Raw genomic sequence first — 12,359 nt, 5'->3', positions numbered from 1 at the left:
AATGGTGACCGCGCCCCGGTGCGGGGCTACCGGCGGTCGTCGGTGGTCTGTCCGTAAACGTTCTGATACCGGTCGTACAACGCATCGATCGCATCCTGCGGGATCGGGAGCAGCTCCCCCGCCTGCCGGGCGATGTGAACCGTGCGAGCCACGTCCTCCACCATCACCGCAGCCTTGACCGCATCCTTCGCACTCGACCCGATCGTGAACGGCCCATGGTTCTGCATCAGCACCGCCCGAGAACGATGCCCCCGAAGCGTCTGCACGATCCCCCGACCGATCGAGTCATCACCGATGATCGCGAACGGCCCCGCCGGAATCGGACCCCCGAACTCATCGGCCATCGCCGTGATCACACACGGGATCTCCTCACCCCGCGCCGCCCACGCCACCGCATACGTCGAATGCGTGTGCACCACACCACCCACCTCGGGCATGTTCCGATACACATACGCATGAGCGGCCGTGTCACTCGACGGCGACCGATCACTGCCCGGCGTCCCCGGCACCACATTGCCGTCCAGATCGCACACGATCATGTTCTCCGGCGCCAACTCGTCATACGACACCCCCGACGGCTTGATCACGAACAGATCAGCCCCCGGAACCCGCCCCGACACGTTGCCGCCGGTCCACACGACCAGCCCGTAACGCACCAGCTCCGCGTGCAACGACGCCACCTCGGCCCGAACCCGCGCCACCGCGACTTCGACCTTGACGCCGTCGACATACTCGCTGCTGATCGCTGCGTTGCGTGCCACTCGAGTGCTCCTTCTTCCGCCACCGTCGGCGGGTCTCGATCGTGTGACGATCAATGTGACCGTTCACATTGCGACACTATAGCCACGGTCGGAACGGGGGTGTCAACTCCCGGCGTGTCTCGGATCGATAACGACGGCTCAGCGGCGCGCGCCGGTCGAGGACCGCACGACCAGCTCGGGCACGAGCACGGCCGGGTCCACCTCGCCCGATCCCTGGCCGAGCAGCAGATCCACGCAGCGACGCCCCAGCTCGGCGAAGTCCTGGCGCACGGTCGACAGCGGCGGCCAGAAGTGCGCCGCCTCGGGAATGTCGTCGAATCCGATGATGCTGATGTCGCGGGGGCAGTCCAGCCCCTCATCGCGAATCGCGTGCAGAAGCCCGAGCGCCATCTGGTCGTTCGACGAGAAGATCGCGGTGAAGTCCCGGACGCGCAGCAGCTCACGACCGGCGTAGTACCCGAACTCCGCAGTCCAGTCCCCCAGCACGGGCGCCGTCGTCGGGATGTCCGAGTCGCTCATCTCCTCGAGGAATCCGCGCATCCGCGCCTCGGCCTCGATCCAGTCCTGCGGGCCGGCGATGTGGTAGATCGACCGGTGGCCGAGCTCGATGAGATGGCGCGTGGCCAGCCGGGCGCCGGCGATCTGGTCGACCGACAGCGCGTGGCCCGGGTCCACCTCGGTCGACTGCAGGGTCACGTACGGAATGCCGATCGGCTGGGCGGCGAGAGCACGGAACACGCGCACTTGCGGCGCGATCACGACGAGCCCCTCGACCGCCTGCGCCACCAGGTGGGCGAGCCCCGCCTGGATCGAACTCGGATCCCGGGCGTCGACGTTGGCGGTCGAGACCCAGTAACCGCGCTCGCGCGCAGCCGACTCGATGGCCGCGATGGAGGATGCGGGGCCGTACTGCGTCGCGGACGAGGTCAGCACGCCGATGGTGTGCGACCTGCTCGTCACGAGTGCGCGGGCGGCACGATTGGGGCTGTAGTCGAGCTCGGCCATCACGGCGAGCACGCGCTCCTTGGTCTCGGGGCGGATGCTCGGATGGTTGTTCAGGACGCGCGACACCGTCTGGTGCGATACGCCGGCCAGCCGCGCGACATCGCGAATGCTCGGGCGACGGCCCGCAGCGTCTTCGCTCATGCTTCCTCCGGCCCGATGCGCACGTTCACATCGGCTCGAGCCCATTATGCACCGGCAAGTTTCGAAAACACGCGCCGGGGGAATGTGACAGTCACACGGGAGGAGCCGCGCGCGTGTGACGGCGGTCCCCGTCGTCACACCGTCGACTCGCGAGGCCGAACCCTCGCCGTCGCCGTATGCTGACCGCATGTCCGACGTGGCGCGCTTCCTGCCCCTGAGTCACCGTTCCCCGGACGACGTGACAACGCCCGACCGGCGCGCTCAGATCGCCGCGCTCCTCGCTCTCGCCGCGCCGGTGTTCGACGCCGCCTCCACCGACCGCCGACGCGCCTTCCTCGACGAGGCGGGGCTGTCGCGCGACATCGGCGGCGGCGCGGCCCTCGGTGAGGTCGCCGACGAGATCGCGCAGGGGCGACGGCGCAGCATCCGCGAACTGACCGCGGTCACCCGCGCCTACCTCGGCTTGCCGGGCGACCGACCGCCGCTCCCCTTCGACATCGCCGGCGCGGTCGCGCTCGCGGCCGGGGCGAAAGCGCCGTTCGCGCGACGCGCGGCGATCGCGGGGCACACCGTCCGCGCGACCGATGCGGGCTGGACGTTCGGACGCGGTCCCGAGATCTCGGCGAGCGCCGACGACATCGTGGCGTTCCTCACGGGCGTGTCCGATACCCCGCCGCGGCGGACGCGGATCAGCTGAGACGCAGCAGGTCGCGGTAGAAGCCGATCCCGCGCAGCCACACGTCGACCCTGATGCGCTCGTCGTGCGCGTGGAGGGCTTCGCGCTCGGATGCGGTGAGCCGGAAGGGCGCGAAGCGGTAGACGTTCTCGCAGATCGCTGTGAACCATCTGCTGTCGCTCGCACCGAGCTGCAGGTACGGCGTCGGGACGACATCGGTACCGAGAGCCGAGCCGACTGCCGTCGCGATCCGGCGCCACCCCTCACCGCGCCAGGGCGACACGGGTGAGGGATCCGAGCCGTGGCGGACGTCGATCTCGATCAGCGGGTCGGCTATCGCTCGGCGTGCTCGCTCGGTAGCCTCGCGGACGGAATCGCCCGTGAGCAGACGGATGTTGACCGCCGCGCGAGCCGTCGTCGCGAGGACGTTCTCGCCGTCCGCGCCGCTGAGCTCCGTCACGACGGCGGTCGTCCGCACGAGCGCGTTCGTCTCGGCGCCGAAGCGGGGCAGCACCCGCGCGAGCAGCCCGCCGGTGACCGCGAGGTTCAGGAAGACGGAGCGGAAGGGCTCACGGGCGAACGGTGCGAGGGTGCGGAACATCGCCCGAACGGGCGGCACGAGCCGCACCGGAGCGGGATGCCGCTGCAGCCGGTCGATCGCGCGCGCGAGTCTCGCAGTGGCGGGAAGAGGCGGCGGCGTGGATGCGTGGCCTCCCGCTTCTCGGGCCGTGAGGCCCAGGGTCATCACCCCGCGCTCGGCGACGCCGATCATCGCGGTCTCGCTGTCGACGCCCGGCACAGCGCCCGAGACGACCGCACCGCCCTCGTCGAGCACGAGGGCCGGCCGGACGCCTCGCTCGCGCAGAAGGTCGACGATCGCGGGGGCGCCGAGCCCGGCGACCTCCTCGTCGTGACCGAACGCGAGGTACACGTCGCGGGCCGGCCGCCACCCTTCGCCGACGAGGGCCTCGACGGCTTCGAGGATCGCGACGAGCGACCCCTTGTCGTCGATCGCTCCACGCGCGTGGATCGTCGCCTCCTCCCCCTCGCCGGTCAGGACGGCATCGAAGGGCGGATGCGTCCATTCGTCGGGCACGACGGGGACGACGTCGTAGTGCGCCATGAGCACGAGCGGTGCATCGGGCGCGTGGCCGCGCCAGCGGTAGAGCATGGCGTGCTCGCCCACGAGCTCGCCCTCGAGCTCGGCATGAAGAAGCGGGTAGAGCCGGCGGAGCGCGTCGCGGAAGCGGGCGAACGGGGCCGCGTCGGACGCAGCCGGGTCGGTGTGCGAGACGGTCGGAATCCGCAGCAGCTCGCGGAAGCGTTCGACGGCGGCGGTGTCCACCCTGCGAGCCTACGCCGCGCGCGTGGTCGCACCCCTGGCTAGGCTCGCGGTATGACGAATCAGATGACGTCCGGCGCCTCGCACGCCGGCCTGCGGTGGGGCATCCTGGCGACCGGCGGGATCGCCCACGCATTCACCCGCGACCTGCAGACGGCGGGCCGCGAGGTCGTGGCGGTCGGTTCGCGGACGCAGGAGTCCGCCGACCGCTTCGCAGCCGAGTACGGCATCCCTCATGCCCACGCCTCGTACGAGCAGCTCGCGACCGATCCCGAGGTCGACATCATCTACATCGCCACGCCCCACCCCGGGCACCGCGATGCCGCCGCGCTGGCGATCCAGCACGGCAAGCATGTCCTGGTCGAGAAGCCGTTCACGCTCAACCGCGACGAGGCCGTCGCGCTGCGCGACCTCGCGGCCGACGCGGGCGTCCTCGTCATGGAGGCGATGTGGACCCGGTACCTCCCGCACATGGTGCGGCTGCGCGAGATCGTGGCCGCCGGGACCCTGGGAGAGATCCGCACGGTGTTCGCCGACCACACGCAGCGGATCTCGGACGATCCCGCCCACCGGCTCAACGACCTGTCGCTCGGCGGCGGGGCGCTGCTCGACCTCGGCATCTACCCGGTGTCGTTCGTGTGCGACCTGCTGGGACTGCCGACGCAGACCCGCGCGGTGGCCCGGCTGATGGAGACCGGCGCCGATGCCGAGGTCGCCACGGTCATGACGCATCCCTCGGGCGCGATTTCGACCACGGTGTCGTCCTCGCGCGGCGCGGGGCCCAACACGGCCCACATCGTCGGAACCGAGGCCCGCATCGAGATCTCGGGCGTCTGGTACGCCGCCACCGACTTCCGGGTCCTCTCGCATGACGGCGCCGTCCTCGAGGAGTACCGGTCCGAGATCCAGGGCCGCGGCATGCAGTTCCAGGCGCTCGAGGCCGAGGCGCTCATCGCCGCCGGGCGGACCGACGGCGACATCCTGCCGATCGCCGAGACCGTCGCGATCATGGGTGTCCTCGACGACGTCCGCGCTCAGATCGGCGTGCGCTACCCGCAGGAGAGCTGAGCGCCCTCACGCCGCGAAGGGCACCACTCCGACGAGCACGGCGACGGCGAGCATGACGAGCGAGACGATCGACGCGCGCCACAGCACCTTCTTGTGGTGGTCGCCGAGGTTGACGTTCGCGAGCGACACCAGCAGCAGGATCGCGGGAACGAGCGGGCTCTGCAGATGGACCGGCTGCCCCGTGATGGATGTGCGCGCCATCTCGACCGGCTCGATGCCGTAGGTCGCGGCGCTCTCGGCGAGGATCGGGAGGATGCCGAAGTAGAAGGCGTCGTTCGACATGAAGAACGTGAACGGGATCGACAGGACGCCCGTGATCACCGCGAGGTGCGGTCCGAGCTGCGACGGGATCACCTCGGTGACCCACGCGGCCATCGCCGCCACCATCCCGGTGCCGTTCAACACACCCACGAGCACGCCCGCGGCGAGCACCATCGAGACGACCCCGACGATCGACGGCGCGTGGGCGACGATCTCATCGGCCTGCTGCTTGAGCTTCGGGAAGTTGATGACGAGCGCGAGTGCCGCGCCGACCATGAACACGTAGGCGAGCGGGAACAGGTCGAGGACGAGCAGCACCATCACCACGAGCGTGAGGGCGAGGTTCACCCACACCAGGCGGGGGCGCAGCGTCGCGCGGTTCGGGTCGAGCATGGTGTCGGCCATAGCGGTGTCGCGCTCCTCGACCCACTGCGCCGCCGGCACGGGCTTGCGCCCGCGCACGGTCACGACGTTGCCGGTGCGCAGCGTCGCGAGAGCACCCGGGCGGGGATCGGCGCCGCGGAAGAGCTTGGGGCCGCCGAGCACGCCGTCTCCCCCGCCGAGACGGGACGTGTCGATGCTGCCGGCGAGCCGTCGACGCTCGGACAGCCCGAGGAACCAGGCGAAGGTCAGCGAGACGACGATGCCGGCCGCGAGCGATGGCAGCATCGGCACGAACACGTCGGTCGGCTGCAGACCGAGCGCCGACGCGGCGCGCACGGTCGGACCGCCCCACGGAACGATGTTCATCGTGCCGTTCATCAGGCCCGCGACGCAGGTGAGCACGACCGGGCTCATGCCCAGGCGCAGATAGATCGGCAGCATCGCCGAGGTCGTGATGATGAAGGTCGTCGAGCCGTCGCCGTCGAGCGAGACGACCGCTGCGAGCACGGCGGTGCCGAGCACGACCTTCGCGGGGTCGTCCTTCAGCACGCGCGTGATCACCCGGATGAGCGGGTCGAACAGGCCCACGTCGATCATGATGCCGAAGTACATGATGGCGAACATGAGCAGTGCCGCCGTCGGCGCCATGCTCGTGATGGCGTCGATGATCATGTCGCCGAGGCCCAGGCCGGCACCGGCGAACAGGCCGAACGCCGTCGGCACGAGGATGAGGGCGACCATCGGCGTGAGCCGGCGGGTCATGATGAGCGCCATGAAGGTGAGCACCATCGTGAACCCGAGTGCGACGAGAACGCCCTCGGGCGGGATGAAGGCGAGGTCGTAGCCCTCGTCTGCGGCAGCAGCAGCAGTGAGGATGGCGGGGTGGGTCATGTCGACTCCTTCGTCGGCGGGCGCACAGGCCAGCGGTGCGATCCGTCGAACCTAGGCCGCGTCGCGCCCGAGTCGCGCGCTTGGGCGCATTCCGGCGACTTGAGCGCGTAGCGTGTGTTCTGCGCATTCTGCGCGCGGACGAGGAGAGGTCGGATGCGGTTCACCACGCGGCTCTTCCTCGTGCAGCTGGCCGTCGTCGCCACCGTGCTGCTCGTGTGCACGGCCGCGTTCGCGGTGATCGCGGTGACGCAGGTGCGCACCGCCGCGGAGGAGAACGCCCTCAACATCGCTCGCTCGGTCGCCGCGGCGCCCGAGGTGCGAGCGGCCGTCGCCCGGTGGTCGGCCGACCCCGGCACCCCGGCCGCCGCCGATCTCGTCGACGGGCCGCTGCAGCGCACCGCCACGGCCGTCGCCGAGCGGACGGACGCGCTCTTCGTCGTGATCACGGACGACCACGGCATCCGGCTCGCGCATCCCAGCCCGCAGCGGCTCGGCGAGACCGTGTCGACCCCGTTCGACCGTGTCCTGGCCGGCGAGGAGGTCGTCGACTGGGAGGTCGGAACCCTCGGCCGGTCGGCCCGAGCGAAGGTGCCCGTCCTGGCACCCGGCGGCGGTGAGCCGGTCGGCGAGGTGAGCGTGGGCTTCGAAGAGGGCAGCGTGCTCGATGACCTGCCGACGGTCCTGCTCGCGATCGGGGTCGCCGCGCTGCTCGCGCTCGGCGTCGGCGTCGCGGCGGGCTCCGTCCTGCGTCGCCGCTGGGAGAAGACGACCCTGGGACTGCAGCCGGAGGAGCTGACGGCGCTCGTGCAGCAGCAGAGCGCCGTGCTCGACGGCATCGGCGACGGCGTGCTCGCCCTCGATGAGAACGGCATCGTCCGCGTCGCGTCGGAGGCGGCGGAACGGCTGCTCGGGATCGAGGGCTCGGTGGGCAGGCCGCTCAGCGAGCTGCCCCTGCCGGAGGCCGTCGTGTCGGCGATCGCGAGGGGGCTCCCCCTGCACGACGTCGTGGTGGGCCCGCGGGTGGTCGCCGTCGACGTCCATCCGGTGCGGCGCGGCGGGCGAGAGCTCGGCGACGTCGTCATCGTCCGAGACCGGACGGATGTCGCCGAGCTCGGCGAGCAGCTCTCTTCGGTACAGACCGTCACCGGCGCTCTCCGGGTGCAGCGGCACGAGTTCTCGAATCGTCTGCACGTCGCGGCTGGCCTGATCGACGCCGAGCGGGTCGCCGACGCCCGGGCCTTCCTCGACGAGCTGCTCGAGCGGGGCAGCGTGCCGACGGCCGTCGCACGCATCGAGCGAGTCGACGACCTGTTCTTGCAGGCCCTGCTGGCAGCGAAGGCGGGCGACGCGGCCGCGAGCGGCGTGAGCATCGTGGTCGGCGAGGACACCCTCGTGCTCGGCGAGCTGGCGCGTGTCGAGGATGCCGCGGCCGTCGTCGGCAACCTCATCGACAACGCGGTGACGGCGGCCGGGCGCGGAACCGAGCCCCGCTGGGTCGAAGTCACCTTCCTCGGCGACGGCGATGCTCTCGTGACCACCGTCGCCGATTCGGGGCCGGGCGTCCCGGCCGGCCGCGATGTGTTCGCGCCGTCGAGCGGACCGAGCGACGACCGTGTCCGAGGGCGAGGGATCGGCCTGCCGTTGTCGCGTGAGCTCGCACGCCGTCTGGGCGGAGACGTGTGGCTGATCGATCCCGGCGGCCACGGCCCCGCGGCATCCGGAGCCGTCTTCGCCGCACGCCTGCCCGGGGTGCTCCGCACCGCTGCAACCCGCGATGCCACTGCATCCCGATCCGAGGAGGACGACTCATGACCACGACTGACCCGCTGCGCGTGCTCGTCGTCGACGACGACTTCCGCGTCGCAGGCCTCCACCGCGACGCGGTCGACGCGGTGCCCGGTTTCCGGGCACTCGAGCCGGCGCGGTCGGTCGCCGCTGCCCGGTCCGCGATCGCGGAGCGGCGACCCGACCTCGTTCTCGTCGACAACTACCTGCCCGACGGCGAGGGCGTCGAGCTCGTGCGCTCCATCGACGTCGATGCCATCGTGCTCTCGGCCGCCGCCGACGCCGAGACGGTGCGCCGTGCCCTGCGCGCAGGTGCCGTCGGCTACCTGATCAAGCCCTTCGAGGCGCGTGCGCTGCGCGAGCGCCTCGAGCGGTACGCCCGCTACCGCAACGTCCTCGATGCCGTCGAGCTCGAGCAGGACGACGTCGACCGGGCACTGTCGATCGTCCACGGGGGTCCCGCGACGACGACGCGCTCGGCGACCGAGCAGATGATCCTCACGACGCTCGGGAGCCGAGAGGCGTCGGCGGGCGAGATCGCGGCCGAGTGCGGCATCTCACGCGCGACGGCGCAGCGTCATCTCGCCACGATGGCCGGTCGAGGTGTCGTCGAGGTGCGGCTGCGTTACGGGTCGACCGGCCGGCCGGAACACCGTTATGCGGTGTCGCGCGGCTGACGGGTCGACCACCACGCCCACACGACGAGCACCGGCTGGAAGAAGAGCCGGACGAAGCGACGCCGGTCGGTGTCGAGCCCGAACGCGCTGCGTCCCTTCCGCCATTGGTCGACGTTGCCGGGGAAGACCGCGATGAAGAACGCCGCGAGCAGAGCGCCGATGCGTGAGCGCTCGCGCGGCAGGGCGAGAAGCGCCACCCCGAACAGAGCCTCGACGGCGCCCGAGGCGACGACCACGCCGTCACGGTCGATCGGAAGTCTGTCGACGATCGCATCGGGCACCTGCGCCTGGAAATCACGTCGCGCCCAGAACAGGTGGCTCAGACCGGCGAAGATCATGGCGCCGGCGAGCAGCCAGCGAAGCATGGTTCTCATGCGTTCAGTCTGCGCGCTCCGCCGCCGCCCGGCTAACCCTTGCATTCGCTCGCACTAGGCTTACCCGGGTGTCCGGCGCGCTCGATCTCTCGCATCTCCGCCGTTGGCCCGATGTCGAGGCACCCGGCCTGGTCGCCGCGGATGCCGCCGACCGCCTGATCCTCGACGAATCCGGCGGGGCCCGTGCCGCGCTCGGGCCGGGCGAGCTGACGGTCATCGGAGACGGCTACGGAGCGCTCACCCTGGGCGCCGCGGCCGCGGGAGCCGAAGGCATCCGGGTCCACCAGGATCCCCTGAGCGGCGAAGCCGCTCTCGCTGCCAACGCGAGGCGTCTCATGCCGCAGGCGACCTTCGCCTCACTTCCGCTCGACGCGGCGCTCGTCTCCGGCGCCCGCGTCGTGCTCCTCCGCCTGCCCCGCTCGCTCGAGGCCCTCGCCGACATCGCGGCGACCGTCGCGGCAGCGGCATCCCCCGATGTCGTCGTCTACGCCGGCGGCCGTGTCAAGCACATGACCACCGCGATGAACGACGTCCTCCGTGGCGCCTTCGAGCGGGTCGATGTGACGCACGCGCGAGCGAAGTCCCGGGTGCTCATCGCGCGGACACCTGGTGCGGTCCCGCCTCCCGAGGCGCGGGCGGCCCGGATCGATGGACTGGAGATCCGCGCCTTCGGAGGCGCCTTCGCCGGCGCTCGCATCGATATCGGCACGCGACTGCTGCTCGCCAACCTTCCGTCCTCCCCCGCGGGCGGCACCGCAGAGGACCCGTGGATCGATTTCGCGTGCGGTACGGGCGTCGTCGCGGCGACGTGGGCGCGCCGCCATCCCGGCGCTCGGGTCTACGCCTCCGACCAGTCGGCCGTGGCTGTCGCCTCTGCGAACGCCACCATGCGCGCCAACGGAGTCTCCGACCGCGTCGAGGTCGCTCGCGACGACCTGCTGTCTCGCCGACCGGACGCGAGCGCGTCTCTGATCGCGCTGAACCCGCCGTTCCACTCCGGGGCCGCCGTGAGCGACCGCGTCGCACCGCGCCTGTTCCGAGACGCCGCTCGGGTGCTGCGCCCCGGCGGCGAGCTCTGGTGCGTGTGGAACTCCGCCCTGCGGTACCGCCCCGAGCTCGAGCGGATCATCGGACCGACGCGTCAGATCGCTCGTGACCCCAAGTTCACCGTGACGGCCTCGACGCGCCGCTGACGCCGCTCAGTGGTAGCGGCCGCTGTAGGCGTTGATCGCCGGCTGGCCGCCCAGGTGCGCGTAGAGCACGTTCGAATCGGCGGGGATGTCGCGGGTGGAGACCAGGTCGATCAGACCCGCCATGGACTTTCCCTCGTAGACAGGGTCGAGGATGACCCCCTCGAGCCGCCCCGTGAGATGGATCGCCTCGTCCGTGGAAGCGACAGGAATGCCGTATTTGTCTCCCGCCCAGCCCTCCAGCACCTGAATCTCGTCATCACGAAGCTCGCGGCCGACGCCGATCAACTCGGCCGTGCGGCGCGCGATGCGCTCGACCTGGGCGCGGGTCTTCTCGATCGTCGCCGATGCATCGATCCCGAGGACGCGTCGCGGCCGGTCGCCGAAGTTGGCCGCGAGGTCGGCGAATCCGGCCACCATTCCCGCGTGGGTCGACCCCGTCACCGTGCAGACCACGATGGTGTCGAAGAACACCCCGAGCTGCTCCTCCTGCTGCCGCACCTCGTGCGCCCAGTTGGCGAACCCGAGGCCACCGAGGCGGTGATCGCTCGCCCCCGCGGGAATCGCGTAGGGCTTGCCGCCTGCGGCCTCGACATCCGCAATGGCTTCCTTCCACGAGTCCCGGAAGCCGATGTCGAACCCTGCGGGCGAGAGACGCACGTCGGCGCCCATCAGGCGGGACAGGAGGATGTTGCCGACACGGTCGTTGACGGCATCCGGCCAGTCGACCCAGTTCTCCTGAACGACGACAGCGCGGAGTCCGAGGTGGGCGGCGACCGCAGCGACCTGACGCGTGTGGTTCGACTGGATGCCGCCGATCGACACGAGCGTATCCGCACCCTGCGCGAGCGCGTCGGGAACGATGTACTCGAGCTTGCGGGTCTTGTTGCCGCCGTAGGCGAGTCCGCTCGAGACGTCCTCCCGCTTGGCCCAGATCCGCGCACCCCCGAGATGCGCCGACAGACGATCGAGAGGATGAACGGGGCTCGGCCCGAAGGTCAACGGGTGGCGCGGGAAGTCGGCGAGGGTCATGGGTTCTCCTGGAGTCGGGTGGAGCTCAGGCGGGATCGGGATGGGTCAGAAGGCGCTCGAGGGTCAGCCAGTTCTCGCGCGTCGCGGCTGCCGCTCCGTCGACGTCGCCGTCGGCAGCGAGCTCGATGATGCGCTCGTGAGCCGACACGGAGTCTCGCCCCGCGAGGCTCGAGAATCGCGCACGTTCGAGGCGTCGCAGGAGCGGGGTCACCTGCTCGAGCAACGTGCCGAGCAGAGGGTTCGCACTCGCCGTCACGGCGACGCCGTGGAAGTCGTCGTCCGCCGCCACCGCCGAGTCGACGTCGGCGTCCCGCAGCGCGAGCGCGAAGCGATCGTTGGCGGCGCGCATCGCATCGATCCCCGACGCCGTCAGCTGAGGCACGGCCTCTCGGATGGCCAGCTCGTGCAGCGACGCCGCGATGCGTTGCGCAGCCAGAGCCTCGCGCTCGTCGAGAGGCGCGACTTCCGTCGCCTTCGCGCGACGTGTGCGTACCAGGCCCGCCAGTTCAAGGCGGGCGATCGCCTCGCGGATGGGCGTGCGGCTCACGCCGAGCCACTCCTCCAACTCGCTGTCCCGCAGACGCGCCCCGGGCTCGAGCCGTCCGCTCACGATCGCGTCGCGCAACGCCGTGTACGCGTGGTCGCGCAGCGACGCCGGACGGGAGACGGGGGCCAGCGACATGCAATATATTGCACACCACACAGCCGCGAGAGTCAACTCTGCGGTCACACGGGCACGAAAAAGGGCCACCCAACATTGGGTGGCCCTCTT

General features: G+C 70.8%; 12 protein-coding genes. 5 read left to right on the top strand and 7 right to left on the bottom strand.

All coding sequences use genetic code 11. The annotated features are described in order from the left end of the window. Window positions 1–26: 26 nt before the first annotated feature. The gene (locus MTS1_RS00060) at window positions 27–743 is read right to left on the bottom strand and encodes an L-ribulose-5-phosphate 4-epimerase (protein ID WP_036304802.1); all 717 of its coding nucleotides are present in this window, start codon (window positions 741–743) and stop codon (window positions 27–29) included. A gap of 156 nt (window positions 744–899) precedes the next feature. Further along, complete coding sequence (locus MTS1_RS00055) at window positions 900–1,907, bottom strand: LacI family DNA-binding transcriptional regulator (protein WP_023950239.1); 1,008 nt, start codon at window positions 1,905–1,907, stop codon at window positions 900–902. Window positions 1,908–2,094: 187 nt separating this feature from the next. Here MTS1_RS00055 and MTS1_RS00050 point away from each other — a divergent pair, with 187 nt between their 5' ends. Next, window positions 2,095–2,604, top strand: a complete 510-nt coding sequence (locus MTS1_RS00050; protein ID WP_023950237.1) for a hypothetical protein — start codon at window positions 2,095–2,097, stop codon at window positions 2,602–2,604. Here MTS1_RS00050 and MTS1_RS00045 read toward each other — a convergent pair. Beyond that, window positions 2,597–3,928, bottom strand: a complete 1,332-nt coding sequence (locus MTS1_RS00045; protein ID WP_023950234.1) for a M20/M25/M40 family metallo-hydrolase — start codon at window positions 3,926–3,928, stop codon at window positions 2,597–2,599. The genes MTS1_RS00050 and MTS1_RS00045 overlap by 8 nt on opposite strands. A 51-nt stretch (window positions 3,929–3,979) precedes the next feature. Between MTS1_RS00045 and MTS1_RS00040 the strand changes: the two genes are divergently transcribed. Beyond that, a complete protein-coding gene (locus MTS1_RS00040) occupies window positions 3,980–4,993 on the top strand; it encodes a Gfo/Idh/MocA family protein (RefSeq protein ID WP_052007532.1) in 1,014 nt (337 codons plus the stop codon). A 6-nt stretch (window positions 4,994–4,999) separates the two neighbouring features. Here the strand turns inward: MTS1_RS00040 and MTS1_RS00035 are convergent, their stop codons facing one another. After that, on the bottom strand, window positions 5,000–6,529 hold the full coding sequence (locus MTS1_RS00035) for a CitMHS family transporter (RefSeq protein ID WP_023950231.1): 1,530 nt from the start codon (window positions 6,527–6,529) through the stop codon (window positions 5,000–5,002). Window positions 6,530–6,682: 153 nt separating this feature from the next. Here MTS1_RS00035 and MTS1_RS00030 point away from each other — a divergent pair, with 153 nt between their 5' ends. Together MTS1_RS00030 and MTS1_RS00025 are read left to right on the top strand one after the other, a co-directional pair. Continuing rightward, window positions 6,683–8,341: a sensor histidine kinase gene (locus MTS1_RS00030; protein ID WP_023950229.1), complete on the top strand. Its 1,659-nt coding sequence runs from the start codon at window positions 6,683–6,685 to the stop codon at window positions 8,339–8,341. Further along, window positions 8,338–8,991, top strand: coding sequence for a response regulator (locus MTS1_RS00025; RefSeq protein ID WP_023950227.1), 654 nt, complete (start codon window positions 8,338–8,340; stop codon window positions 8,989–8,991). The genes MTS1_RS00030 and MTS1_RS00025 overlap by 4 nt, the downstream gene beginning before the upstream one ends. On the opposite strand, the gene MTS1_RS00020 is transcribed toward MTS1_RS00025, so the two are convergent. Beyond that, window positions 8,970–9,365 (bottom strand): membrane protein, encoded by a 396-nt coding sequence (locus tag MTS1_RS00020; RefSeq protein ID WP_036304552.1) that lies wholly within the window; start codon window positions 9,363–9,365, stop codon window positions 8,970–8,972. The two genes, MTS1_RS00025 and MTS1_RS00020, sit on opposite strands and share 22 nt — an antisense overlap. Window positions 9,366–9,433: 68 nt before the next feature. Between MTS1_RS00020 and MTS1_RS00015 the strand changes: the two genes are divergently transcribed. Next, complete coding sequence (locus MTS1_RS00015) at window positions 9,434–10,558, top strand: class I SAM-dependent methyltransferase (RefSeq protein ID WP_023950223.1); 1,125 nt, start codon at window positions 9,434–9,436, stop codon at window positions 10,556–10,558. A 6-nt stretch (window positions 10,559–10,564) separates the two neighbouring features. Here the strand turns inward: MTS1_RS00015 and MTS1_RS00010 are convergent, their stop codons facing one another. Further along, window positions 10,565–11,587, bottom strand: coding sequence for a 1-aminocyclopropane-1-carboxylate deaminase (locus MTS1_RS00010; protein ID WP_023950221.1), 1,023 nt, complete (start codon window positions 11,585–11,587; stop codon window positions 10,565–10,567). Between the two features lie 25 nt (window positions 11,588–11,612). Then, window positions 11,613–12,269 carry a GntR family transcriptional regulator gene (locus tag MTS1_RS00005; protein WP_023950219.1) on the bottom strand — a complete coding sequence of 219 codons (657 nt, stop codon included), beginning with the start codon at window positions 12,267–12,269 and terminating at the stop codon, window positions 11,613–11,615. Between the last annotated feature and the right edge of the window lie 90 nt (window positions 12,270–12,359).

Origin of the sequence: Microbacterium sp. TS-1 (genome assembly GCF_000509385.1) — a bacterium.
GTDB classification, from domain to species: Bacteria; Actinomycetota; Actinomycetes; order Actinomycetales; family Microbacteriaceae; genus Microbacterium; species Microbacterium arborescens.
Note: the sequence above shows the minus strand (reverse complement) of the source record. Positions and strands in the feature narration are given on the sequence as shown.